This is a genomic window from Streptomyces sp. NBC_00433 (genome assembly GCA_036015235.1).
Taxonomy (GTDB): domain Bacteria; phylum Actinomycetota; class Actinomycetes; order Streptomycetales; family Streptomycetaceae; genus Actinacidiphila.
In genome coordinates, this window is the sequence record CP107926.1 from 7,312,342 (window position 1) to 7,336,425 (window position 24,084).

The 24,084-nt window shown below is 72.5% G+C and carries 27 protein-coding genes; 14 read left to right on the plus strand and 13 right to left on the minus strand.

Annotated elements, in window-relative coordinates; all coding sequences use genetic code 11:
- Nucleotides 1-71: 71 nt before the first annotated feature.
- The 4 genes from OG900_31225 to amaP are packed head-to-tail and all read left to right on the plus strand — an operon-like array spanning nucleotide 72 to nucleotide 1,933.
- Nucleotides 72-272, plus strand: a complete 201-nt coding sequence (locus tag OG900_31225; protein ID WUH94162.1) for a hypothetical protein — start codon at nucleotides 72-74, stop codon at nucleotides 270-272.
- Nucleotides 272-640: an Asp23/Gls24 family envelope stress response protein gene (locus OG900_31230; protein ID WUH94163.1), complete on the plus strand. Its 369-nt coding sequence runs from the start codon at nucleotides 272-274 to the stop codon at nucleotides 638-640. The genes OG900_31225 and OG900_31230 overlap by 1 nt, the downstream gene beginning before the upstream one ends.
- Nucleotides 637-1,329 (plus strand): DUF6286 domain-containing protein, encoded by a 693-nt coding sequence (locus tag OG900_31235; protein WUH94164.1) that lies wholly within the window; start codon nucleotides 637-639, stop codon nucleotides 1,327-1,329. Before OG900_31230 ends, OG900_31235 begins: the two co-directional genes overlap by 4 nt.
- A 7-nt stretch (nucleotides 1,330-1,336) precedes the next feature.
- Complete coding sequence (gene amaP / locus OG900_31240; GenBank protein WUH94165.1) at nucleotides 1,337-1,933, plus strand: alkaline shock response membrane anchor protein AmaP; 597 nt, start codon at nucleotides 1,337-1,339, stop codon at nucleotides 1,931-1,933.
- Nucleotides 1,934-2,217: 284 nt separating this feature from the next.
- Here the strand turns inward: amaP and OG900_31245 are convergent, their stop codons facing one another.
- From OG900_31245 to OG900_31265, 5 genes are all read right to left on the minus strand, one after another.
- On the minus strand, nucleotides 2,218-2,979 hold the full coding sequence (locus OG900_31245; GenBank protein WUH94166.1) for an SDR family oxidoreductase: 762 nt from the start codon (nucleotides 2,977-2,979) through the stop codon (nucleotides 2,218-2,220).
- Nucleotides 2,980-2,982: 3 nt separating this feature from the next.
- Nucleotides 2,983-4,770: a glycoside hydrolase family 15 protein gene (locus OG900_31250; protein ID WUH94167.1), complete on the minus strand. Its 1,788-nt coding sequence runs from the start codon at nucleotides 4,768-4,770 to the stop codon at nucleotides 2,983-2,985.
- Between the two features lie 52 nt (nucleotides 4,771-4,822).
- Nucleotides 4,823-5,683 carry an SURF1 family protein gene (locus OG900_31255; GenBank protein WUH94168.1) on the minus strand — a complete coding sequence of 287 codons (861 nt, stop codon included), beginning with the start codon at nucleotides 5,681-5,683 and terminating at the stop codon, nucleotides 4,823-4,825.
- Nucleotides 5,684-5,765: 82 nt separating this feature from the next.
- Complete coding sequence (locus OG900_31260; GenBank protein WUH94169.1) at nucleotides 5,766-6,017, minus strand: hypothetical protein; 252 nt, start codon at nucleotides 6,015-6,017, stop codon at nucleotides 5,766-5,768.
- A 133-nt stretch (nucleotides 6,018-6,150) separates the two neighbouring features.
- Nucleotides 6,151-7,143: a DEDDh family exonuclease gene (locus OG900_31265; protein WUH94170.1), complete on the minus strand. Its 993-nt coding sequence runs from the start codon at nucleotides 7,141-7,143 to the stop codon at nucleotides 6,151-6,153.
- A gap of 151 nt (nucleotides 7,144-7,294) precedes the next feature.
- Between OG900_31265 and OG900_31270 the strand changes: the two genes are divergently transcribed.
- The gene (locus OG900_31270) at nucleotides 7,295-8,197 is read left to right on the plus strand and encodes a sterol desaturase family protein (GenBank protein WUH94171.1); all 903 of its coding nucleotides are present in this window, start codon (nucleotides 7,295-7,297) and stop codon (nucleotides 8,195-8,197) included.
- 137 nt (nucleotides 8,198-8,334) lie between these two features.
- Nucleotides 8,335-8,946, plus strand: coding sequence for a lysoplasmalogenase (locus tag OG900_31275; protein ID WUH95997.1), 612 nt, complete (start codon nucleotides 8,335-8,337; stop codon nucleotides 8,944-8,946).
- 67 nt (nucleotides 8,947-9,013) lie between these two features.
- On the opposite strand, the gene OG900_31280 is transcribed toward OG900_31275, so the two are convergent.
- The gene (locus tag OG900_31280; GenBank protein WUH94172.1) at nucleotides 9,014-9,229 is read right to left on the minus strand and encodes a hypothetical protein; all 216 of its coding nucleotides are present in this window, start codon (nucleotides 9,227-9,229) and stop codon (nucleotides 9,014-9,016) included.
- A 273-nt stretch (nucleotides 9,230-9,502) separates the two neighbouring features.
- Between OG900_31280 and moaA the strand changes: the two genes are divergently transcribed.
- Entirely contained in the window at nucleotides 9,503-10,492 is a 990-nt protein-coding gene (gene moaA, locus OG900_31285; GenBank protein WUH94173.1) for a GTP 3',8-cyclase MoaA, read from the plus strand.
- Between the two features lie 48 nt (nucleotides 10,493-10,540).
- On the opposite strand, the gene OG900_31290 is transcribed toward moaA, so the two are convergent.
- From OG900_31290 to OG900_31305, 4 genes are all read right to left on the minus strand, one after another.
- Nucleotides 10,541-10,795 (minus strand): hypothetical protein, encoded by a 255-nt coding sequence (locus OG900_31290; GenBank protein WUH94174.1) that lies wholly within the window; start codon nucleotides 10,793-10,795, stop codon nucleotides 10,541-10,543.
- 257 nt (nucleotides 10,796-11,052) lie between these two features.
- Entirely contained in the window at nucleotides 11,053-11,412 is a 360-nt protein-coding gene (locus OG900_31295) for a DUF3099 domain-containing protein (GenBank protein WUH94175.1), read from the minus strand.
- 239 nt (nucleotides 11,413-11,651) lie between these two features.
- Nucleotides 11,652-12,203 (minus strand): RNA 2'-phosphotransferase, encoded by a 552-nt coding sequence (locus tag OG900_31300; GenBank protein ID WUH94176.1) that lies wholly within the window; start codon nucleotides 12,201-12,203, stop codon nucleotides 11,652-11,654.
- A gap of 22 nt (nucleotides 12,204-12,225) precedes the next feature.
- The gene (locus tag OG900_31305; GenBank protein WUH94177.1) at nucleotides 12,226-13,620 is read right to left on the minus strand and encodes a metallopeptidase TldD-related protein; all 1,395 of its coding nucleotides are present in this window, start codon (nucleotides 13,618-13,620) and stop codon (nucleotides 12,226-12,228) included.
- 554 nt (nucleotides 13,621-14,174) lie between these two features.
- Between OG900_31305 and OG900_31310 the strand changes: the two genes are divergently transcribed.
- A complete protein-coding gene (locus OG900_31310) occupies nucleotides 14,175-14,891 on the plus strand; it encodes a G1 family endopeptidase (GenBank protein WUH94178.1) in 717 nt (238 codons plus the stop codon).
- Nucleotides 14,892-15,209: 318 nt separating this feature from the next.
- Here the strand turns inward: OG900_31310 and OG900_31315 are convergent, their stop codons facing one another.
- Together OG900_31315 and OG900_31320 are read right to left on the minus strand one after the other, a co-directional pair.
- On the minus strand, nucleotides 15,210-15,989 hold the full coding sequence (locus tag OG900_31315) for a GntR family transcriptional regulator (GenBank protein ID WUH94179.1): 780 nt from the start codon (nucleotides 15,987-15,989) through the stop codon (nucleotides 15,210-15,212).
- A gap of 287 nt (nucleotides 15,990-16,276) precedes the next feature.
- Nucleotides 16,277-17,815: a TldD/PmbA family protein gene (locus OG900_31320; GenBank protein WUH94180.1), complete on the minus strand. Its 1,539-nt coding sequence runs from the start codon at nucleotides 17,813-17,815 to the stop codon at nucleotides 16,277-16,279.
- Nucleotides 17,816-18,038: 223 nt separating this feature from the next.
- On the opposite strand from OG900_31320, the gene OG900_31325 reads away from it, so the two are divergent.
- From OG900_31325 to fabI, 6 genes are all read left to right on the plus strand, one after another.
- Nucleotides 18,039-18,452 (plus strand): globin domain-containing protein, encoded by a 414-nt coding sequence (locus OG900_31325; protein WUH94181.1) that lies wholly within the window; start codon nucleotides 18,039-18,041, stop codon nucleotides 18,450-18,452.
- Nucleotides 18,453-18,542: 90 nt separating this feature from the next.
- A complete protein-coding gene (locus OG900_31330; protein WUH94182.1) occupies nucleotides 18,543-19,649 on the plus strand; it encodes an FAD-binding oxidoreductase in 1,107 nt (368 codons plus the stop codon).
- Nucleotides 19,650-19,698: 49 nt separating this feature from the next.
- Nucleotides 19,699-20,271 carry a DivIVA domain-containing protein gene (locus OG900_31335; GenBank protein ID WUH94183.1) on the plus strand — a complete coding sequence of 191 codons (573 nt, stop codon included), beginning with the start codon at nucleotides 19,699-19,701 and terminating at the stop codon, nucleotides 20,269-20,271.
- Nucleotides 20,272-20,443: 172 nt separating this feature from the next.
- Nucleotides 20,444-21,352, plus strand: coding sequence for a lytic polysaccharide monooxygenase (locus OG900_31340; protein WUH94184.1), 909 nt, complete (start codon nucleotides 20,444-20,446; stop codon nucleotides 21,350-21,352).
- A 121-nt stretch (nucleotides 21,353-21,473) separates the two neighbouring features.
- Nucleotides 21,474-22,193 carry a 3-oxoacyl-[acyl-carrier-protein] reductase gene (fabG, locus tag OG900_31345; GenBank protein WUH94185.1) on the plus strand — a complete coding sequence of 240 codons (720 nt, stop codon included), beginning with the start codon at nucleotides 21,474-21,476 and terminating at the stop codon, nucleotides 22,191-22,193.
- Nucleotides 22,194-22,198: 5 nt separating this feature from the next.
- Entirely contained in the window at nucleotides 22,199-22,966 is a 768-nt protein-coding gene (fabI, locus tag OG900_31350; GenBank protein ID WUH94186.1) for an enoyl-ACP reductase FabI, read from the plus strand.
- Between the two features lie 418 nt (nucleotides 22,967-23,384).
- Here the strand turns inward: fabI and OG900_31355 are convergent, their stop codons facing one another.
- On the minus strand, nucleotides 23,385-24,068 hold the full coding sequence (locus OG900_31355) for a FadR family transcriptional regulator (protein WUH94187.1): 684 nt from the start codon (nucleotides 24,066-24,068) through the stop codon (nucleotides 23,385-23,387).
- Nucleotides 24,069-24,084: the final 16 nt, after the last annotated feature.

Genomic DNA, 24,084 nt, shown 5'->3' on the forward strand with positions numbered 1-24,084 from the left:
CGGCACACCGGCCCTGAGACGCGGCCCGCGGCGGTGCGGGCGGGCGCAGCCGAACGGACGGGATGCGAACGATGAGCATGGCGGTGATCGGCCTGGTGGCCGGAATGGCACTGGGGTTCGCCGGGTATTTCGGCGGCTTCGGCGCCTTCCTCGTAGTGGCACTGCTCGGTGCCGTCGGCTTCGTGGCGGGCAAGTTCTTCGACGGCGACCTCGAAGCCGGGGACTTCTTCCGCACGCGTGACCGCGACCGTGACCGGGACCGGCGGCGCTGATGGCCTCAGCCGTGCCCGGCCAACTGCCCCCCGCCGACCGCGGCGCGCTGCGGATCGCCGACCGGGTGGTCGCCAAGATCGCAGCCCAGGCGGCGGGTGAGGTGCTGGCCGACGCGCCGGGCGCGGACCTGGTGCCGGACGACGCCCAGCCGCACGCCTCCGTGTCGGTACGCAAGGACACCGCCAGGCTGCGGCTGGCGCTCGAACTGGGCTACCCGGCGAACATCGGGGCGGTGTGCCACACGATCCGGCGCCACGTCACCGGCAAGGTCGAGGCGTTGACGGGTATGGATGTACCCGAGGTGGCCATCGAGGTCGAGCGGCTGCACTCGGCGGCGACGCGCCGCAAGGAGGGGAGGGTCGAATGAGCGACGACGAGGGCAGCCACCTCTACCGCGAGCAGGACCCGACCAGGTCCAATGCCGAGAACGCCCGCGTGAGCATGGCCAAAGAGCCCGAGATCGAGCCGTACGCGGTCACGTTCGGCCTGCCGGGCGGCGGCCAGGGCCCCAAGGTCCGCCGCTTCTGGTCCGGCCGCCGCATCCCCGCGGCGCTGACCGCCGCGGTGCTGTTCGGACTCGCCGGACTCTTCCTCTACGACATCGCCTCGGTCCGCGCCGACCGCAAGGCGATGCGGTGGCGTGTCAGCCTCGCCCACCAGCTCGCCACCCGGCACCTGGAAGACGTCTGGATCATCCTCGGCGCCTCCGTGGCCGCCGCGCTCGGCCTGTGGCTGCTCATCCTCGCCCTCACCCCCGGCGAGCGACAGGTGCTGCCGATGGCCCGCAGCGGATCGGCCGGCGTCCGCGCGGGACTCGACCGGCACGCCGCCGAACTGGTGCTGCGCGACCGGGCGATGGAGGTCTCCGGGGTGCGCACGGCCAAGGTCGACGTCGGCCGCCGCAAGATCAAGGCCCGCGCCACCTCGCACTTCCGCGAACTCGAGGAAGTGCGCTCCGACCTGACAACCGCGCTCGGCCAGGCCGTACGCCAGCTGGGCCTGTCCAGGTCGCCGCACCTGAGCATCCACCTCCAGCGGGCCGAGAAGAAGGGGTGACAGGGCGATGCGCACCACGTTCAACCGGGTCATGCTCGGGCTGACCGGCCTGGTCCTCCTGGTGGTCGGCCTGTCCGTGCTGGTCGGCGGCCTCGACCTGCAACGCCACTGGGATTTCACGATGCCCGACTGGTGGCCCTTCAGCGGCCCCAAGGACGTCCTGCTCTCCGAGCACAACAGGACCCGCTACCGCTCCGACGGCTGGTGGTGGCCGGTGGTCTTCGTCGTGCTCGGCGTGCTCTTCGTGGGCGCCCTGTGGTGGCTGCTGGCCCAGGCCCGCACCAGGCGGCTGCGGCAGATCAGGATCGACAGCGGCGACGGCCAGGGCGCGCTGCTGCGCGGGCGGGCGCTGGAGAATGTGCTGCGCTCCGAGTCCGAGGCGTATGACGGGGTCGAGTGGTCCAACGCGGTGCTCGGTGGGCGGCGGGGGGCGCCCGAGGCGCGCCTCGTGCTGGGGCTCGCCCCGCATGCCACCCCCGAGGATGTTGTCGCCGGGCTCGACGCGGAGGTCCTCGAACACGCCCGCGCGTCGGCCGGGCTTCCCGGCCTTCCCGCGGAGGCGCGCCTCCGCGCGGTCCGCCACCGTGCGGCCAGGGTCTCCTGACCCCGCCCGCCCTTCTTCCCGGGGTGCCCCCGCGCCCTGCCACTTCCCCAGGCGGTGGGCTGGTCGCGCAGTTCTCCCCCAGAGCTTCGCCTGGGGGTACCCCCACGCGCCCCTGAGGTCCTGCCCCTTGCGGTGCGTTGCTTGTCTGCGACGCCATCGTGGCGGGGCGCGCAGTTCCCCGCGCCCCTTTGGGCCTGCGTCCTCCTGCGCCCGGCGTTCGCCCCTGGAGGGTAAGCGTCTTTCAGGGGCGCGGGGGGTACCCTCACGCGAAGCGCGGCGCAAGGTCAGAGGGGGCGTTGGGTGCCGCCGTCGACGGGGAGCATGACGCCGGTCAGGAAGGACGCCGCCGGGGAGAGAAGGAACGCGGCGGCCCGGCCGAACTCGGCCGGGGAACCGTACCGCCGCAGCGGAATGCGCTCGACGTGCCGCGCCCGCGCTGCCGCGGGATCCCCCCCGACCGCATCCAGCTCGCGCACGCGATCCGTGTCGATGCGGGACGGAAGCAGCCCGACGACACGGATCCCGCGGGGACCGACCTCCGCGGCGAGGGTCTTGGCGTAGCCGGCCAGCCCCGGCCGCAGGCCGTTGGAGATCGCCAACCCGGGGATGGGCTCGTGGACCGAGCCGGAGAGCACGAAGCCGATGACCCCGCCGTCACCGAGACATTCCGCGGCGGCCCGCGCCAGCCGCACCGCTCCGAGGAAGACCGACTCGAAGGCGGCCTGCCACTGCTCGTCGCCGACGTCTGCGGCCGCGCCCGGCGGCGGCCCGCCGACGCTGATCAGCACGCCGTCGACCGTGCCGAAGCGGGTCCTGGCGGTGGCCAGCAGCAACTGCGCCGTCGCGGGGTCGGCGTTGTCCGCGACGACGCCCAGCGCCCGCTCGGGCCCGCCGAGTTCCGCCGCGGCCGCGTCGACGGTGGCCGCGGTGCGCCCGGAGAGCACCACCTTCGCGCCCTCGGCGGCGAGTTCGCGGGCCGCGGCGAGGCCGAGGCCGCGGCCGCCGCCGGTGACCACGTAGACCCGGTCCTTGAGTCCGAGGTCCATGGCTCAGCCCCTCCTTCCGCTCCGGCCCGACAGCGCGAGCGCGGTGTTGACCAGTCCGACGTGGCTGAACGCCTGGGGGTAGTTGCCCAGTTGGCGCCCGGCGACGGGGTCCCACTCCTCGGCGAGGAGCCCGACGTCGTTGCGTACGGCCAGCAGCCGTTCGAAGAGCTCCCGGGCCTCGTCGGTGCGCCCGATGGCGTGCAGCGCGTCGGCGAGCCAGAACGAGCAGGCCAGGAAGGCGCCTTCGGAGCCGGGCAGCCCGTCGACGCCGTTGGCCTCGGGGGAGTAGCGGCGGACGAATCCGCCGTGGTCCAGCTCCCGCCGGACCGCCTCGACCGTGCCGATCACCCGGGGGTCGGTCGCCGGCAGGAAGCCGACCTGCGGGATGAGCAGCGTGGCCGCGTCGAGTTCCACGGAGCCGTAGGACTGGGTGAAGGTGTTGCGCCGCGGGTCGTAGCCCTTCTCGCAGACCTCGGCGTGGACTTGTGCCCGCATGGAGCGCCAGCGGTCCGCGTCGCCGCGCAGGTCGGGGCTGGCCTCGACGGTGCGCACCGCGCGGTCGGCCGCGGCCCAGGCCATCACCTTGGAGTGCACGAAGTGCCGGCGCGGGCCGCGTACCTCCCACAGGCCCTCGTCCGGCTCGTGCCACTTGGTCTCCAGGAATTCCATCAGCATCCGCTGCAGGTTCCAGGCGTGCGATTCGTCGCGCAGCCCGCTGTTCCTGGCCAGGAAGAGCGAGTCGAGCACCTCGCCGTAGACGTCGAGTTGGAGCTGGTCGGCGGCGGCATTGCCGATCCTGACCGGTGCGGAGTTCGCGTAGCCCTTCAGCCAGGGCACCTCGTATTCCGGCAGCCGCCGCTCGCCCGCGATGCCGTACATGATCTGCAGGTCGGCCGGGTCGCCGGCCACGGCCCGCAGCAGCCAGTCCCGCCAGGCCCGCGCCTCGGAGAGGAAGCCGCCGGCGAGCAGGGCGTTCAGGGTGAGGGCGGCGTCCCGCAGCCAGCAGTAGCGGTAGTCCCAGTTGCGGACCCCGCCGATCTCCTCGGGCAGCGAGGTGGTCGCGGCGGCGGCGATTCCGCCGCTGGGCGCGTAGGTCAGCGCCTTGAGGGTGATCATGGAGCGCAGGACGGCCGATCGCCACGGCCCGTCGTAGCGGCACTGGGCCGACCACTTCTCCCAGTCCGCCAGGCTCTGTTCCAGCGCCGTGAAGGGCGGCACCCGGCGCGGCTGCTTGGCGTGCGAGGGGTGCCAGGTCAGGACGAAGGCGATCTTGTCGCCGGCGGCGACGGTGACGTCGGAGTAGGTCCGCATGTCCTTGCCGTACATCGGCAGCGGCGGCTCGGTGCGCAGCCACACCGCGTCGGGGCCCGCGATGGCCACCCGGTGGCGGTCGGTGCGCCGCACCCAGGGCACCACGCTGCCGTAGTCGAAGCGCAGCGCCAGCTCGCTGCGCATCTCCACCGAGCCGGAGAGGCCCTCGACGATCCTGATCAGGTCGGGCGCGCGGTCGCGCTGCGGCATGAAGTCGGTGACCTTGACGCTGCCGCCGGGTGTCCGCCAGACGGTGTCGAGCACCAGCGTGTCGCCCCGGTAGGAGCGCTCGGCGCACTCCTCGGCGTCCAGCGGGGCGATCTTCCAGCGGCCGTTGCCGTCGTCGCCGAGCAGCGCGGCGAAGCACGCGGCGGAGTCGAAGCGCGGCAGGCACAGCCAGTCGACCGACCCGTCCCGCCCGACGAGCGCGGCTGTCTGGAGGTCGCCGATCAGCGCGTAGTCCTCGATACGTCCTGGCACGGTACGCCTCGCCGCCTCGTGGTGGTGTCAGTCGAGTCTGCTGGTGGCGCGGCTAGACCGCTACCGGATCACTGCCTTCCGGCTCCTGCGGGGTGTCCGGCTCCAGGGGTGTCTCGGACTGCTTCCTGCGGGCGGCCACTATCTCGGCGCGCTCCCGGCGCAGCAGCACCACCCAGCCCACCGGCACCATCGCGGTGAACAGCCACCACTGGATCGCGTAGGCCATGTGCGGGCCGATACTGCTGTGGTCGGGCTCGGGGACCACCGCGGGCCCGCCGTGCGCGGGCTTGGGTGACACCAGCTCCAGGTAGCCGCCGACCGTCTGCTCGGGCAGCCCGCCGGCCGACTTCACCTCGGAGCCGTTGATCAGCATGATCTGCCGCGGCGGCAGTCCCTTGCGGTCGCGGATGCCGGTGGAGGAGGTGGTCTCGTCGGGGCGCAGCCGCCCCACCACGGTCACCTCGCCGGACTGCGGCGGGTTGATCTTCGGGAATCTCGTCGGGTCGTCGCCCGGCGAGATCCAGCCGCGGTTGATGAGCACCGCCCGGCCGTCGTCCAGGACGAGCGGGGTGATGACGTGGTAGCCGACCTCTTCGCCGCCGCCGGAGGAGTCGTCGGAGCCCGAGTTGCCCGCGGTGCGGTGCCGGGCGACGACCTCGTGGGCGGTGTCGTAGTGCCCGGTGGCGGTCACCATGCGGTAGAGGTCCTTGTGCGGTACCGCGTAGCCGGGGGAGGTCACCGACTCGACCGGGACCGGGGTGGCCTTGAGGCCGGCCGCGATGATCTTGTTGTTCGCCACCCGGTGCTCATGGCGGTGCAGCTGCCAGAAGCCCAGTCTGACCATCACCGGCATGAGCAGCAGACCGATGAGGGTGAGGATCACCCATTGGCGGGTGAGCAGGAAGCGGTACACCCCACGACGGTACAACTCGGCCGTGGGGCGTCCGTGGGTAGGGGGTCGGTCGGGTCGGTGGGCGGTCGGTTCCGGTGGGGGTTCAGGCGTGTGCCGGGGTGTCGGTGTGGTCGACGATGCCGGTGCCGCCCTCCGCTTTGGCGCAGTGGCCGCAGCAGTAGAAGTGGCCGTCGACCTCCACGCCGTGTCCGATGATCTGCACCCGGCAGTGCTCGCAGATCGGCGCCATCCGGTGGACGGCGCACTCGAAGCAGTCGAAGACGTGCACCGCGCCCTGGGCGTGCACCTCGAAGCTCATCGCATAGTCGTTTCCGCAGACTTCGCATCGTGCCATGAGGCACAGGCTGCGGTGGCCGGGCGGCGCGGGCAAACCGGCGCCGGGCGTGTCGCCCGGCTGCCACCCGGACGGCGGCGCGACGGACCCGCCCGCAGGCCGGCCGGGGACGCGACCGTACCGGTCTGCGAGGTCAGCCGTGGACGCCGGAGGCCGGGGTGACGGCCTTGAGCAGCTCGGTGAACTGCCGCTCGCCGATCACCGGCGTGCCGTACGCGCGGGCCTTGACCGCCTTGCCTGTGGGCGAGTCGGGGTCGTTGGTGACCAGCAGGCTGGTCAGCCGGCTCACCGAGGACGCGACATGCAGCCCCGCGTCGGTCGCCCGGTCCTCCAGCAGCTCGCGGTCTATGCCCGTGTCGCCGGAGAAGGCCACCCGCATCCCCTGGACCAGCGGCCCGTCCGGCGCCAGCCGCCCCGGGTTCGGATACGGGCACGGCGGCCGCTTGCGGGCCGGCCGCCAGCCGGAGCGCGGCCCCGAGCCGTACAGCGCCCCGTAACGCGGCGCGGGCACCGGTGCGTCCACCCACTCCGTCAGCGGGCGGCAGGCGTGCAGCGGCAGCGGCAGTTCGGCCTCCGCCGCCAGGTGCAGGCTCGGCCGGAAGGCCTCGGCGAGCACCCGGGCGTCGTCCAGGGCGTGGTGGGCACGCTGCTGGACCACCCCGTAGTGCGCGGCCAGCGACTCCAGCTTGTGGTTGGCCAGCGGCAGCCGCAGCTCCTTGGCCAGCACGATGGTGCACAGCCGGTGCTCGACCGGCGCGGCGGACCGCGCCCTGGCGTATTCCCTGGCCAGCATCGACCAGTCGAAGACCGCGTTGTGCGCCACCAGCACGCGCCCGGCGAGCCGTTCGGCCAGATCGCCGGCGATCTCCGGGAAGAGCGGGGCGTCGGCGAGCATCGCACCGGTCAGCCCGTGGATCCACACGGGACCGGGGTCGCGCTGCGGGTTGACCGGCGAATACCAGTGGTCCTGGACCTCGCCGCGGGCGTCGAGGCGGTAGACCGCCGCGGACACGATCCGGTCGTCCCTGCCCAGCCCGGTGGTCTCGACGTCGACCACCGCATAGCCCTCGGGATAGCCCGCGGGCCATGGCGAAGGGGGCGGCGGCGCGGTCCGGTTGTCCAGCATGGTCACTGAGGATACGGCGCGGCGCCGACAGTGGATCATCCCGGCCGCCCTGCGGGTGGGCGCCGGCCGCTCTCCGGTTGACGCGTACGCGTCCGTACTAATCGGTAACAACGTCTGGCGGACGCCCGCGATGTGCCTCTATCGTGCGCGCATGCCCCAACTGCCCGATGTCGTGCTGTGGTCGATACCCGCCTTCGTGCTGCTCGCCGTCATCGAGATGGTGAGCTACCGCATTCACCCCGACGAGGACGCGGCCGGCTACACCGGCCGCGACACCGCCACGAGCCTGTCCATGGGCCTGGGCAGCCTCGTCACGGACACGCTGTGGAAGATCCCGGTGGTGGCGGTCTACTCGGGCGTCTACGCGCTGACCCCGCTGCGGGTGCCGGTGCACTGGTGGACGCTGCTGCCGATGCTGCTGGCCCAGGACTTCTTCTACTACTGGTCGCACCGCGGCCACCATGTCATCAGGGTCCTGTGGGCCTGCCACGTCGTGCACCACTCCAGCCGCAACTTCAACCTGTCCACCGCGCTGCGGCAGCCCTGGACCAGCCTCACGTCCTGGCCCTTCTACCTGCCGCTGATCGCACTGGGCGTGCACCCGGCGGCACTGGCCTTCTGCTCGTCGGTCAACCTCGTCTACCAGTTCTGGATCCACACCGAGCGGGTCGACCGCCTCGCCCGCCCGCTGGAGTTCACCCTGAACACCCCCTCCCACCACCGGGTGCACCACGCCTCCCAGGGCAGCTACCTGGACCGCAACTTCGGCGGCATCCTCATCGTCTGGGACCGCCTCTTCGGCTCCTTCGCCGCCGAGACCCAGCGCCCGGTCTACGGCCTGACGAAGAACATCTCCACCTACAACCCGCTGCGGGTCGCCACCCACGAATACGCGGCCCTCGCCCACGACCTGGCGGCCGCCACCCGCTGGCGCGACCGCCTCTACCACCTCGTGCGCGGCCCCGGCTGGCGCCCGGCAGCGGCGGAGCCGGGCGCCCCGACCGCGGCCGTACCGCTGTCCGCGCCCGCCGGGGCACCGGAGCGCGCCGCGTGACGGTGGACGACCCGGCGCGCGGCCTCGCGGCCGATGCCGCGACCGAGCCGGCGGCCGACCCGGTGGACGGTTCCGCGCCGCGGGCCGCCGTCGCGCCCGAGCGCGCGGGCGCGGCCATGGCCCTCTACAGCGCGCTGATGGCGCTGCACCTCTCGGCGATCAGCTCGCACTTCGACATGGTGCGGGACCTCAGCAAGCCGCTGCTCATGCCCGCGCTGGCGCTGTGGACGCGGGCCTGGCGCGGGCCGCGCCTGCTGGTCGCGGCGCTGCTGTGCGGCTGCGGCGGCGATGTGCTGCTGGAGGTCGGCGGCACCGCGGCCTTCCTGCTCGGGATGGGCTGCTTCGCCGCAGGACACGTCTGCTACCTGCGGCTCTTCACGCGGTACGGCGGCTTCGCGGGGCCGCCTACGGCGGTACGGGCGCGCTGCGCGGCCTACGCCGTGCTGTGCGCGGTCCTGGTCGCGCTGCTGTGGCCAGGACTCGACGCCGGGATGCGGGTGCCCGTCGCGCTCTACAGCCTGCTGCTGACCGCGATGGCCGCCGGCGCGTACGGGCTCGGTCCGGTCGCGCTGGCCGGCGGCACGCTGTTCCTGCTGTCCGACAGCCTCATCGCGACCGCTCTGGCGGACTGGCCGCAACCGCCGGGGCACGACCTGTGGATCATGGCGACCTATCTGGTCGGGCAGAGCCTGCTGGCCATGGGAGTGCTCCAGGCCGCCGGTGTCACGCGGGCGCCGGGCGGTCCGTAGCGCCACGCTCGCGATCGGGCGCCGCCGCCGGGGACCTGTACCGGCGCACGCGGCAGAGCGGGAGGTGTCAGGCGCCGTAGCGCCGGGCGGCCCGTAGCGCCCCGATGCTCAGCAGCGGCACCTGGACCCGCCCGTCAGGCCAGCGCTGCGAGGCGGTGGTGCGCGGCGCGGGCGGCGCGGCGGCGGCCACCGGGGCCGCCAGCCGCACGCTGCCGTACGGGCGGCGGCCCGGCGGGGCGTCCGGCCGCGGGTTCTCGGCAGGCGGGGGCGGAGGGGTCGGCACGGCGGGTCCTCGCAGCTCGCGGCGCCGGCGGACAGCCGGCGGGTGACGGCACGGTGTGCGCTGCCCAACGACCCGGCGCCGCCCCGGTGTCGCCCGCGACCGGCCCACCGCCCGGAAAAGGTGAACGCCCACCAGCGGTTTCAACAATCTGTTGCACAATGGCGCCCGTCGCGTACGCTTCGGCGGTGACGCCGCCGGCCTGCGATGTCGGCGCCGGGACATACGCTGGAGGAATCGGCGGCGCGACCCTGCGCCCGGAGGGAGGCGGAGCCCGTGCTCATCGACACCTACGGACGCGTGGCCACCGATCTGCGCGTCTCGCTCACCGACCGGTGCAATCTGCGCTGCACGTACTGCATGCCGGAAGAGGGCCTGCAGTGGCTGGCCAGGCCCGATCTGCTCACCGACGACGAGATCGTCAGGATGGTGCGGATCGCGGTCACCGACCTCGGCGTCACCGAGGTGCGCTTCACCGGCGGTGAGCCGCTGCTGCGCCCCGGCCTGGCCGGCATCGTCGAGCGGTGCGCCGCGCTCGATCCGCGCCCCCGCATGTCGCTGACCACCAACGGCATCGGGCTGCGCAGGACCGCGGCGGCCCTGCGCGCGGCGGGCCTCGACCGGGTCAACGTCTCGCTGGACACCCTGCGGCCCGCCGTCTTCCACACCCTGACCCGCAGGGACCGGCATGCCGACGTGATCGCGGGCCTCGCCGCCGCGTCAGCCGCGGGCCTGGCCCCGCTCAAGGTCAACACCGTGCTGATGCGCGGAGTCAACGACGACGAGGCGCCCGACCTGCTCGGCTGGGCCCTGGAGCACGGCTATGAGCTGCGCTTCATCGAGCAGATGCCGCTCGACGCCCAACACGGCTGGCAGCGCGGCGACATGGTCACCGCCGACGAGATCATCGGCAGCCTGCGCTCCCGCTTCACCCTCACCCCGGAAGGCGAGTCCGTCCGCGGCTCGGCGCCCGCGGAGCGCTGGCTGGTGGACGGCGGCCCGGCCCGGGTCGGCGTGATCGGCTCGGTCACCCGGCCCTTCTGCCGGGCCTGCGACCGCACCCGGCTGACCGCCGACGGCCAGGTGCGCAACTGCCTCTTCGCCCGCGAGGAGTCCGACCTGCGCGGCCCTCTGCGCTCCGGCGCGTCCGACGCGGAGGTCGCCGCCCTGTGGCGGGCGGCGATGTGGGGCAAGAAGGCGGGCTCGGGTCTTGACGACCCGGCCTTCCTCCAGCCGGACCGCCCGATGTCGGCGATCGGCGGCTGACCGCCGCTCGTGCCGCGGGCGGCGGAATCGTCCGCGCCGGCGCGCGGCTCATCCGCGGGCGGCGGGACCCCCGTCGGCGGAGCCGTCCGCGCCGGCGCGCGGCTCCCACTCGGCCAGCGCCACCACGTCCTTGAGGAAGCCGCGCATGTCGAGGAACTGCGCCAGGTGCGCGCGGTGTTCGTCGCACGCCACCCACGTCTTGCGCCGCTCCGGCGTGTGCAGCTTCGGGTTGTTCCACGCCAGCACCCACACGGCGGCCGTGCGGCATCCCTTGGCCGAGCAGATCGGCGTCTCGTCGTTCACGCGCCCCAGTAAACCCCACCCGCGGGCCCGCCCGACCGTGCCCGTCCGGGCCTGGACATGGCGACGCCGGGCAGCCACGGGGGGAGCCGCCCGGCGTCGGTCCGTCGCCCCGACGGGGGATGCGGAGCGCCTACGAAGTATGTCATGCACTGACGCGTTCGTGGGAGTGGAACGTCACCATTGATCTGAGCTTTTCTTGAGGTTCCGCTTCCGTGGTCCGGACCGGTCGAGCCTTCGCCGGACGCCTCCGCGCCTGGTCAGGGGGTGTCGACGGGGTCGGCGAACGCCTCGGCCGAACGTTCCGCTCCGGACTCCACTTTGGTTGCCTCAAGCACCGGTATGACCGGTGGCGGGATGTACGCGGCGGTCACCACGGGACGGTTCTCCCGCCCGGCATTGGCGTAGACCACTGCGACGTACGGCAGCAGCAGACCCAGCACCAGGGTCCCCCAGGCCAGCGGGCGCTCGACATTCCACAGCACCACGGTGAGGACCACCGAGAGCGTGCGGACCGACATCGAGATGATGTAGCGCCGCTGCCGTGCGCGTACGTCCTCGGTCAGCCCGGTACGCGCGCCGGAGATCTGGTGGACCTCCGGTCCGCCCCGCTTCCGCATCGCATTCCACCGCCCGCTCGACAGGCCGGGCCGCGCTGCTCACGGGTTGCAGCGCCACCGCTCCGGCTGCGCACAACGGTACGCCGCGCGGCGCCCGCGCATCAGGGTGGGGGAGGGGGCGCGTCTTGCGCCGTACGCACCACCACCGCCCCCCGACAGGCGTCGTAGCCGGACCGGGCAGGGCGGCGGCCCGCCCGACCGGTCGCGTACGGGCGTACGCCCGCTTGGGCGTCACTCCGTCAGTCCGGCTGCACCCGCAGCCACTCCGGCGCCACGGGACCGGTCAGCCACACCCCGTTCGCGCTGACCCGGAAGACCTGGCCGCCGGCGGCCAGCCCCGCCGCGTCCACCGCGAGCACCACAGGACGGCCGTGCCGCTGCCCGACGCGTACGGCCGTTTCGCGGTCCGCCGACAGGTGCACGTCCTGCCGCGCCATCGGCAGCAGCCCGTCCCGCAGGATCAGCGGCAGCGTCTTGGTCGCCGTCCCGTGGAAGAGCACGTCGGGCGGTGCCGCGGCCGCGAGCCCGAGATCCACCTCGACCGTGTGCCCCTGGCTGGCCCTGATCCGCCGGCCGTCGTCCGAGAAGGCGAACCGCCGCTTGTTGTTGGTGGCCACGACATGGTCGAGCTCCGCCCTGGACAGCCGCCGGCCGTGGGCGGCACACGCGGCGAGCAACTCGTCCACGCCCGCCCAGCCGGCCTCGTCCAGCGCGACGCCTATCCTGCCCGGGTCGTGCCGCAGCACCAGCGACAGGAACTTCGACGCCTTCACCGTCCGCTTCTCGTCCATCCCCCGGTCCCCCCGATCCCCCTCAGACGCCCTGGCTGACCGAACTCATGTTGAAGTCCGGCACCCGCAGCGCGGGCGCCGAGGCCCGCGTGAACCAGTCGCTCCACTCGCGCGGCAGCGTCCGCTCGCTGCGGCCCGCCTCGACCGCCCGGCCCAGCAGGGCGACCGGCGACTCGTTGAAGCGGAAGTTGTTCACCACCCCGGTGACCTCGCCGCCCTCGACCAGGTAGACACCGTCCCTGGTCAGGCCGGTCAGCAGCAGCGTCGCCGGGTCGACCTCGCGGATGTACCACAGGCAGGTCAGCAGCAGGCCCCGCTCGGTGCCCGCGACCATCTCGGCCAGCGACTGCTTGCCGCCGCCCTCCAGGATCAGGTTGTCGGCGGCCGGCGCCATCGGCAGCCCGGTCAGCGAGGCGCTGTGCCTGGTGGTCGGCAGATGGCGCAGGGTGCCGTCCCGCATCCAGTCCACCGGGCCGACCGGCAGCCCGTTGTCGAAGACCGAGGACTCGTCGCCGGACGCGTGCGCCACCACGAAGGGCGCCGCCTCCAGGCCCGGCTCGCCCGGGTCGCTGCGCAGCGTCAGCGGCAGCGTGGAGAGCTGCTCGCCCACCCGCGTGCCGCCGCCCGCCTTGCTGAAGACCGTACGGCCCTCGGCGGCGTCCCGGGCGCCCGACGACCACAGCTGGTAGATCATCAGGTCCGCGACCGCCGACGGCGGCAGCAGCGTCTCGTACCGCCCGGCCGGCAGCTCGACCTTCCGCTCGGCCCAGGCAAGGCGCTGCGCCAGCTCGGCGTCCAGCGCCCGCGGGTCCACGTCGGTGAAGTCCCTGGTGGCCGCGCCCGCCCACGCGGACCGCGTACGGTCGGGGGACTTCGCGTTGACCTCAAGGGTGCCGGTCGGCTGGTCGTGCCGCAGCCGCAGCCCCGCCGACGTCCCCAGATACGTCGAGGTCACCGAGTGGAAGGCGAAGCCGTACAGCTGCCGCCCGCCGGCCTTCGCGGTGGCGAAGGCCTCGCCCAGCGCGGGCGCGAAGGCCGCGAAGACCCCGGAGGCGGTCTCGGCCGGCGCATCCGTGAAGTCCGCGGACTGCGGCACCCCGGTCACCAGCGGCTGCGCGTCCTCGGCCGGCCCGGCCTCCCGGGCCGCCGCCTCGGCCGCCCGCACCAGCGGCTCCAGCTCGTCCGCGGTCACCGCGGACCGCGACACGACGCCGGAGGCGGCGCCCTGCCCGCCGTCCACGGTCGCGATCACCGTGAGGGTCCGCCCGCGGGTGACGCCGTTGGTGGTCAGCGCGTTGCCGGCCCAGCGCAGGTTCGCGCTGGACTCCTCGTCGGCGATGACCACGCAGCCGTCCGCCGTCGACAGCTCCAGAGCCCGCTCGACAATCTCGTGCGGCTTCGTCGTCGCGATGCTCATCGCCCGGCCTCCTGGCTGGTGTTGCGGATGTCGGCGCCCCGGAAGTTCGTCGCAGGGTCGGGGGGCATACCGCTCTGATCGGCGTCTGTGCAGGTCAGGGTGTTCTTCACGGTGTGCCCTCAATCCCTGTTCATACGGGTTGAAACCGGACTGTACGGGGTCTGGCGTCGACCTGGTGTCAACCTCCGGGGCTGTCCGCGTGGTGCGTGCGGCGGCCCCTGGGGGTCTGTGGATCAGTGCAGAGACTACCCACGGGCTGTACGGCAGGGGGCGACAATTTTCCTTGATCAGAAAGATGCCCCGTCGAGGAGTCTGCCTCCGTCCTCGGTGAACTCGCGGAGGCGCACGAGGGGGCCGGTTCTCGGCGCCGACCGCTCGCGGGTGATCGCCGAGACGGACTCCCGGGCGAGGTGCGGAAGTTCAGCGGCGGCACGCAGTCTGTGGCGTGTTGACAGGTGCATGGCGGTCGGTGATTCTGAACTGCCGCCCCAAGTTCCCCACACGGCCCAGGGGTCGGCGCATCGAGCATTCTGATCCCCCACGAAGGAGCCAGCATGCGCAGATTCCTGACCCGCGTCGCCCCCGTCGCGGTAGCGGTGGCCGCCCTTGCCGCTCCCGCCGTACCGGCCGGCGCGGCGGCCGCACCAGGACTGTCCTTCCGCCCTCTGCACTACAACATCAACGGCTACAACTGGGGCGGCTATGCCGCCACAGGCAGCGGCTTCACCTCGGTCTCGGCTGCCTGGACCGAAGCGAACGCCACCTGCAGGTCCACCGACGACCTCTACGCTCCCTGGGTCGGCATCGACGGGTACGGCTCGTCCACCGTGGAGCAGACCGGGGTGGCGACCGACTGCTCCAGCGGCAGTCCCGTGCACCAGGCCTGGTACGAGATGTACCCGGCGAACCCGGTCTACTTGAGCCGCAGTTCGTACCCGGTCTCGGCCGGCGACCACATATCCGCCTCGGTGACCTACGCCGGCAGCAGCAAGTACACCCTGAAGCTGACCGACTCCTCGCGTGGCTGGACCTACACCACGACCAAGTCCCTCTCCTCCCAACGGACCAGCGCCGAAGTCATCATCGAGTCGCCGACCGGGGCCTACCCGAACTTCGGCACCCTCAACTTCACCTCGGCCACCGTCAACGGAAGCTCCCTCGGATCCTTCGGCCCGGTCGCGCTCGACCCGTCGAACGGCGCCTACGAGGCCCGGACCAGCGCGCTCGGCTCCGGCGGTACCAGCTTCAGCGAAACGTACCTGCGGGAGTAGCCGCATCGGCGCTGGGGCGCTCACCCGCCCCAGCGCACGCGGTCTCCACGCGGCCTCGGGCCACGCCCGCCCGCCGCCCCCTCTGTGCGCTCATCCGCGACCGGCGCTTCTACGCGGTCACGCCAGCGCTTGTCCCAGCGTCGCTCTGATGGTGTTTTTGAGCGGCCACGCGAACAGTGTCGAGCTTCGCCCGCTGGGATCTCGCTCTCTGACTTCCTTCCCGGCCCGCTGATAAACGTCGCCCCCGACGGGCCGCGGTCCACCGGGCTCAGACCCCAGGCGACCGGCCCAGCCACGGCCTGCCTCGTCCGAGCCTGGTCAGGTGCCGACAGTGCGGAGTTCGCGGGTGGGCTCCGGCGGGACGCGGTACGCGAGTTGGGCTCGGTCGGCGCTCGTGCGGAGGACTTCGAGGATGAGCGGGCGGTCCTGGGTGCCGTGGGTGACGCGGCTGGTCTCCAGGAGCGGGGTTCCGTCCTGGAGGTGGAGTGCGGCGCGCTCGTCCGGGTGCGGCATCCGGGCGCGGACGGTTTCCGACCACCAGAGGGTGTGGCCGGCATCGGACAGCAAGGCGTAGATCCGCGTGGGCTCGGTGCCCGGGTGATCCGCCAGGTCCGTTCCCTCGGCGGTGGCGAACGGGATGAGTGTCTGGTGCAGGACGCGGGTGGCCGTGTCGGCGTCTGTGAGCAAGCGGTCGACGCCGAGCAGGGCTTCGTCCTCTCGCAGGTCCAGCAGGCGCCCGGTGACCGCGGTCGTCCTGGTCCGGTGGATGTGGGGCATTTCCACTTCCTGCCAGTCGGTGGCACCGCCGGTGGTGAAGTCTCCGCCGCCGCTGAGGCCGATCGACCGATCGAGCGTCAGAACGGGGGACGCCATCCCTCGGACGAAGCTGCCCTTGCCGTGGATGACCTCAAGGAGTCCTTCGGAGCGAAGGGCCGCGACGGCGTTGCGGACGGTGGGGCGTGAGACCTGGTAGCGCGCGATGAGCTGGGCTTCGGAGGGGAGCGGGGCTCCGGGCGGGTACTCGCCGGACGCGATGGCGTCGCGGATGGCGGCGGCCACCTGGCGGTAGAGCGCCCCCGGGCGCTCGATCTCTGACATACCGCTCTCCTTGTTCGGGTGGTGCGTAAATTAGGCTGACGTCACTCGTCATTATGAGTGACGTCAGCCTAAAGTCTGACACTGATGGCCCGGAGGGCCGAGCGCGCAAGCGGTCCAAGCGTGGGTCGGGCACCGGACCGCCCAAGGGCCCCATCGTCCCGCCCTCGCCGGCTCCGGCGGAGTGGGACACCGGGGACTGGGACGATGTGGCATAGGCGGTCCGGCTGTGATGGCGTCCAGACCTGGTGCGGGTTTCTGGCCGCTTACGGCCGTCGGCCGGATGGCCGTCAGCCGCGGCCGGACTCGCTCGCGGTGTTCAGGATGTTGACGCCCCGGAAGAGCGCGGAGGGGCAGCCGTGGGACACGGCGGCGACCTGGCCCGGCTGGGCCTTGCCGCAGTTGAAAGCCCCGCCCAGCACATAGGTCTCGGGCCCGCCGACGGCCTCCATGGACCCCCAGAAGTCGGTCGTCGTGGCCTGGTAGGCGAAGTCCTTGACCTGGCCGGCGAGGCGGCCGTTCTCGATGCGGAACGCCCTCTGGCCGGTGAACTGGAAGTTGTAGCGCTGCATGTCGATCGACCAGGACCGGTCGCCGACCACGTACAGGCCGCGCTCGACGTCGCCGATCAGCTCGTCGGTGGACGGGCCGTCCGGTGCGGGCTGGAGGGAGACGTTCGCCATCCGCTGGACCGGGACGTGGCCGGGGGAGTCGGCGTAGGCGCAGCCGTTGGAGCGGTCGAAGCCGGTGAGCCTGGCGATCCTGCGGTCGAGCTGGTAGCCGACCAGGACGCCGTCCCTGACCAGGTCCCAGGACTGGCCGGCCACGCCCTCGTCGTCGAAGCCGACGGTGGCCAGGCCGTGCTCCGCGGTGCGGTCGCCGGTGACGTGCATCAGCGGGGAGCCGTACTTCAGGGTGCCCAGCTGGTCGAAGGTCGCGAAGGAGGTGCCGGCGTACGCGGCCTCATAGCCGAGCGCCCGGTCCAGCTCGGTCGCGTGGCCGATCGACTCGTGGATGGTCAGCCACAGGTTGGACGGGTCGACCACCAGGTCGTACGCGCCCGCCTCGACGGAGGGCGCGCGCATCTTCTCCGCCAGCAGGCCGGGGATCCGGGCGAGTTCGCCGTCCCAGTCCCAGCCGCCGCCGGCCGCGCCGGACGTCAGGTACTCCCAGCCGCGGCCGACCGGCGGGGCCAGGGTGCGCATCGAGTCGAAGTCGCCGGTGTCGGGGTCGACGCTCACGGCGGTGAGCTGCGGGTGCACCCGTACCCGCTGCTGGGTGGTCGAGGTGCCCGCGGTGTCGGCGTAGAACTTGTTCTCGTGCACCGCGACCAGCGAGGCGTCGGCGTGCGAGACGCCGTCCGCGGCCAGCAGCCGGCTGCTCCACTCGGCGAGCAGGCCGGTCTTGTCGGCGTCCGGCACCTCGAAGGGGTCGATACCGTACGCCGACACCCACGTCCGGTCGGCGTGCACCGGCTCGCCGGCCAGCTCCACCCGCTCGTCGGACCCGGCCGCCGCGATCACCTGGGCGCTGAGCTTGGCCATGGCGACGGCCTGCGAGGCGACCTTGGCCGCCGCGTCCATCGTCAGGTCCACCCCGGACGCGAAGCCCCAGGACCCGCCGTGCACCACCCGTACCGCGTAGCCGAGGTCGGTACTGTCCGAAGTCCCCGCGGGCCGCGCGTCCCGCAGCCGCCAGGCGGCGCTGCGCACCCTTTCGAGGCGGAAGTCGGCGTGCTCGGCCCCGAGCGCCCGCGCTCTGGCCAGCGCAGCGTCGGCGAGCGCCCGCAGGGGCAGCGCGAGGAATGACTGATCGACCTCATGAGGCACGGCGAACTTCCCTTCGCGTCAGCGTGTCCGCAGTGAATCATGGCCTGCCCGGCGGCGGCTCCGCCACAGCATTGGGACGCGGGCGGGTTCCGCCGCAGGAGTGGGTCGATTCCCCTGGATGACGACATGTCCGACGGGCAGGTGTCGGACATGTCAGGGGCCGCTCCTTCGCTCCGTGGACACAACTTGTTCGATTCCTGGCCGCTGGCTAGAGTCGGCCGCCATGACCGCAGACCTCTCGCTGATCCGTAGCAGTTTCACGGTAGTTCAGCCGCACGGACCGCAGGTGACGGCGTACTTCTACGACCACCTGTTCGCCAACAACCCCGGTGTGCGCCCGCTGTTCGCCCCCCACATCGACGAGCAGCGCGACCGTCTGTGGGCCGCGCTCGGCGCCCTGGTCGCCAACCTCGAGAACACCGACACGCTGACCGACATGCTGCAGAACCTCGGCCGCCGGCACGTGGGTTACGGCGCGCTGCCCGAGCACTACCCGGCCGTGGGCGCCAGCCTGATAGCCACCCTGCGGCACTTCGCCGGTGACGCCTGGACGCCCGCCGTCGAGGAGTCCTGGACGGCCGTCTACGGCGTGATCAGCGGCACCATGATCGCGGCCGGCGATGCGGCCGAGAACTGACGCACCACGTCCGCGGCTCCTCGCACGGGGCCGCCGGCTGCTCCCAACTGTCCGGAGGTCACCCCTGATGTCAGCCAGCGGCGAGCGGTCGTGAGCGATTCCCAGGCGCTGAGAGACTCCTTCGCCCTGGTCGGCAAGTCCGGGGACGAAGTACCGCGCTACTTCTACTCCTACCTGTTCCTGATCGCGCCGCAGGTCCGGCCGATGTTCCCGGTCGCCATGGGGACGCAGCGCGACAGGCTGGTCGCGGCACTGGGCCGGATCGTCGCGGACGCGGACGACCCTGAGCGGCTCGTCCCCTACGTGCAGCAACTGGGCCGCGACCACCGCAAGTTCCAGGTGGTGGCGCAGCACTACGAGGCGGTCGGCCAGGCGCTGCTCGCCACGCTGGCCTACTTCCTGGGCGATGCCTGGACCGCGGAACTCCAGCGCGGGTGGACCGAGGCGTACGGCCTGGTGGCCCGCACGATGTTCCAGGCGTCCGAGGCCGACAGCGCGGTGAACCCGGCCTGGTGGAATGCCGAAGTGGTGCGGCACGAGCCGCGCGGCTTCGACGTCGCGGTGCTGACGCTCCGCCTGGACCACCCGATGGCCTACGCCGCCGGGCAGTCCGTGATGGTGGAGACCCCGATGCTGCCGAGCACCTGGCGGTCCTTCACCCCGGCCAACGCGGTCCGCGCCGACGGGACGATCGAGCTGCACGTGCGCGCCGTCGACGGAGGGCTGGTCAGCCCTGCCCTGGTCTACCGGGTGCGGCAGGGCGACGTGCTGCGCGTCGGCGCCCCGGTCGGCGACCGGCTGGCACTGCGGCGGTCCATCGGCCGGGACCTGGTGATGGTCGCCGGGGGCACCGGCCTGGCACCGCTGCGCGCCCTGGTCGAGGAGATCGCCTGGCAGGGTCCGCCGCGCCGGGTGGAGCTGTTCTTCGCCGCGCGCGACACCCAGGGCCTCTACGACATGGCCGCACTGCGGCAACTGGAGCAGGCCCACTCGTGGCTCCGCGTCACGCCGCTGGTCGGCGCGGACGCCGGCACCTTCGACAACCGCAGCCTGGCCGGCCCTGTCCTGCGCGCGGCCCTGGGGCGCGGAAGCTCGTACTACGTCTGCGGCTCGCCGGCGACGGTGTCCGCGACGGTGCGCGATCTCGCGACCGGAGGCATCCCCCAGGAACAGCTGCACTTCGAAGACGCCCGGTGATCGGAGACACGTGAACGAGAATCGCGCACACCGCCCCGAGGATCGCCGGGTGACGCCGGAGACACTGCGGTCGATGACCTTCCCCCGCGCCCCGCTGACCCGCCGCGGCTACAGCGAGGAGGCCGTGCACGACGCGCTGCGCCACTGCGCGGCGACGCTGACCGTGCTGGCGGAGGAGAACGACCGGCTGCGGACGGACATGCAGCGCCACCGGGACTGGATCCGGGCCAACAACATCGGCGACAACGGCAGCCCCACCGGGGTGCCGACCGTGGACGCGGTGCTCCAGCAGTCCCGCGCCCAGCAGTCGGCGGAGCAGACCGTCTTCGCGGCCCGCGAGCAGGCCCGCACGATGCTGCGGGCCGCCCGGGTGCAGGCGGAGGCGATCCTGCAGCAGATACGCGAGCAGGAGGGCCAGGGCGGCGAAGCCGACCAGGAGGAGACCGAGCGGCTCATCTCGTACCTGCGCCAGATCGCGCAGTCGCTGACGGTGACAGCGGACCAGTACGCCACGAAGCACGCCTCCGCCGCCGCCCCTCCCGCCCCCGACCCGGGCCCTTCCCCCTCCGCTCCCGATCCCTCGTCCCTGCCGGCCGACACGGGCACTCCGCACAGCGCCTGACCCGCACGGCCCCGCGGTCCGTACGGCCCGCGGTCCGCGCTGCGCTCCCGCTGTCCCGCGAACCAGCGGTAGCCCCACGGCTCTTGGCTTGGTCCAGACCAATCTCTATGCTCGGAGTGCCGCCCTCTCTTGTCCGCAAGCATCACCGCACGCTCGACAAGGAGCCCCCCACATGTCAGTACGCCGCAAGGCCGCCGCCCTGGGCGCGGTCGGCGCCACCGCCCTGGTCGTCGCCGGGCTCACGCCCGGCTCGGCCAGCGCGCACGGAGCGCTCAGCACCCCGGTCAGCCGGATCTCCGCCTGCTACGCGGAAGGCCCGGAGAATCCCAAGTCCCAGGTGTGCAAGGACCTCGTCGCCGACAGCGGCACCCAGCCGCTTTACGACTGGAACGAGGTCAACATCGCCAACGCCGACGGGCAGAGCCGCACGATCATCCCCGACGGCCACCTGTGCTCCGCCGACCGCGACAAATACCGCGCGCTGGACTGGGCCCGCACCGACTGGCCGGCCACCCCGGTCCAGGCCGGGCAGACCAACATCAGCTTCCGGGTCACCGCACCGCACCGCGGCGTCATGACGCTGTACATCACCAAGCAGGGCTACGACCCGACGAAGCCGCTGAAGTGGTCCGACCTGGCCGACACCCCGATCGCCACCTACACCACCGCGGCCTCCTCGCCCGGCTACTACACCTTCTCCGCCACCCTGCCGGCCCGCACCGGGCGGCAGTTGATCTACCAGGTGTGGCAGCGATCCGACAGCCCGGAGGCCTTCTACGGCTGCGCGGATGTCGTCTTCGGACAGACCGCGCAGGCGGCGAAGGCGGCCACCGCCGACATCGCCCAGGCGCCGACCGACGCCCAGATCACCGCGGGCGAGTCCAGGTCGACCGTCGTCCACCACGGCCACGGCGGTGACGCGCCCGTCACCTCCACCACCGGCAACCTCGCGACCAGCAATGTGGCCGCGAGCAGCAGCACCCTGGAGACCGCGCTGTCCGGCAGCGCGATCCTGGCCAGCGGCGCGGTCGGCCTGCTGGTCTACAGCCGCCGCAGGGCAGGGGCACGCGGCCGGAGCTGACCGCGGGCCGCTGTAGGAATCCCACAGGGTCGGCCGGAGCAGCCTGTCGGGGCCGATTCCCCGGAACGGCGCCGGGACCGATAGCTTTCACCGGAGATACTCACGACTGAGGAGTGATCCGTTGAGCCGCTCGGTTCTCGTCACCGGAGGAAACCGGGGCATCGGCCTCGCCATCGCCCGGATTTTCGCCGACGCGGGCGACAAGGTCGCCATCACGTACCGCTCGGGTGAGCCGCCGGCCGACCTCGTGGCGCTCGGCGTGCTCGCCGTGCGCTGCGACATCACCGACGCCGAGCAGGTCGAGCAGGCCTACAAGGAGGTCGAGGCGGCGCACGGCAATGTCGAGGTGCTGATCGCCAACGCCGGCATCACCCGCGACCAGCTGCTGATGCGGATGTCCGAGGAGGACTTCACCACCGTCCTCGACACCAACCTGACCGGCACCTTCCGGGTGGTCAAGCGCGCCAACCGCGGCATGCTGCGGGCCAGGAAGGGCCGCGTCGTCCTGATCTCGTCGGTGGTCGGCCTGCTGGGCCAGGCGGGGCAGGCCAACTACGCCGCCTCCAAGGCCGGCCTGGTCGGCTTCGCCCGGTCGCTGGCCCGCGAGCTGGGCTCGCGCAACATCACCTTCAACGTCGTGGCGCCCGGTTTCGTCGACACCGACATGACGCGGGCGCTCACCGACGAGCAGCGCGAGGGCATCGTGGCGCAGGTGCCGCTGGCCCGCTACGCGCAGCCGGAGGAGATCGCCGCCGCGGTGCGTTTCCTGGCGTCCGACGACGCCGCGTACATCACTGGAGCCGTCATCCCCGTTGACGGCGGATTGGGCATGGGTCACTGAACACCATGAGCGGAATCCTCGACGGCAAGCGCATCCTGGTCACGGGTGTGCTGATGGAGTCCTCCATCGCCTTCCACACCGCCAAGCTGGCCCAGGAGCAGGGTGCCGAGATCATCCTGACCGCCTTCCCGCGGCCCACCCTGACCGAGCGGATCGCCCGCAAGCTGCCCCGCCCGACCAAGGTCATCGAGCTTGACGTGACCAACGCCGAGCACCTGGCAGGCCTGGAGGCCGTCGTACGCGAGGAGCTGGGCGGCCTCGACGGCGTCGTCCACTCGATCGGCTTCGCCCCGCAGGACGCGCTCGGCGGCAACTTCCTCAACACCCCCTTCGAGTCGGTCGCCACCGCGATGCACGTGTCGGCGTACTCGCTCAAGTCGCTCACCATGGCCTGCCTGCCGCTGATGGGCGAGGGCGGCTCGGTCGTCGGCCTCACCTTCGACGCGCAGTACGCCTGGCCGCAGTACGACTGGATGGGCCCGGCCAAGGCCGCCCTTGAGGCGACCTCCCGCTACCTGGCCCGCGACCTGGGCAAGCAGAACATCCGCTGCAACCTGATCTCGGCCGGGCCGATCGGCTCGATGGCCGCGAAGTCCATCCCGGGCTTCTCGGAGCTGGCCGACGTGTGGAACCACCGCTCCCCGCTGGAGTGGAACATGTCCGACCCCGAGCCCGCGGGACGCGGTGTCGTGGCGCTGCTGTCGGACTGGTTCCCGATGACGACCGGCGAGATCGTCCACGTGGACGGCGGCCTCCACGCCATCGGAGCCTGACGCCTGCCCCTGAGGCTCACCCCTTCCTCGACCCCCTCTCCGCCCTGCCGGCCGAGCCCGCGCCCGTCGACGAGGTGCACGTCGTCACCGGCCGAGAGGGACCGGTGCTGTCGCATCCGGACCACCGGCCGCTGGTGGGTTGCGCGCGCAGTTCCCCGCGCCCCTGTGCGGTTGCCCTCCGCGATGGGCGGTGCCCCATCAGGGGCGCGGGGCTGCGGCTGATGTGCGGCCGGCGCCGCGTGGGCGCGACCAGCCCGCGACAGGCTGCACGTCGCCACCGGCCCAAAGGGGCTGTTCGGTCCTCCCCCAGAGCTTCGCCTGGGGGTACCCCGTCTCGCTTCGCTCGGGACCACCGGCTGGTGGGTGGCTGAGCGCGCAGTTCCCCGCGCCCCTGTAAGGCGCCGCCTTACGTTGCCGGCTAGCCGGCGGCCGCGCGGAAGCGGCAGTGGAAAGCGTGTGTGCGGGCCTCGTCCGCCGCGTGGGCGGGGTCGCCCGCGCGGATCGCGGCGACGAGGCGGGCGTGGTCGAGGTGGTCCTCGGGGCGCAGCTCGGGGCCGATGTCGGCCCGGAGGAAGTCCCGCAGGACCTCGCCCAGGTCGGCATAGAGGGCGGTCAGCACCTCGTTGTGCGAGGTCGCCACGACCGCGAGGTGCAGGGTCGCGTCGGCCTCGACGAAGGCCTCCGCGTCGCCCGACTCCCAGGCCCGCTCGCGCCGCTCCAGCAGCGCGTCCAGGTGCCGCAGGTCCGCCTCGTCGCGGCGCTCGGCGGCGAGCGAGGCGGCGGTGGTCTCCAGCGCCCCGCGCAGCTCGGCGATGTGCAGCTGCTCGGCCCCGGCGAAGCGCCGCTGCATCACCCCGGCCAGTTCGCTGGTGGCCACCACATACGTGCCGGAGCCCTGTCTGATGTCCAGCAGGCCGTTGTGGGCGAGCGCCCTGACCGCCTCCCTGACGGTGTTGCGTGCCACACCGAGCCGCTCGACCAGCTCGGGTTCCGTCGGTATACGGCTGCCCACGGGCCACGCTCCCGAGGTGATCTCGGCCCGCAGCCGGGCGATGACCTGGTCGGCGAGGGTGGCATGACGGGGCACGGGTCCGAGATTCATCCCATCATTCTATGAT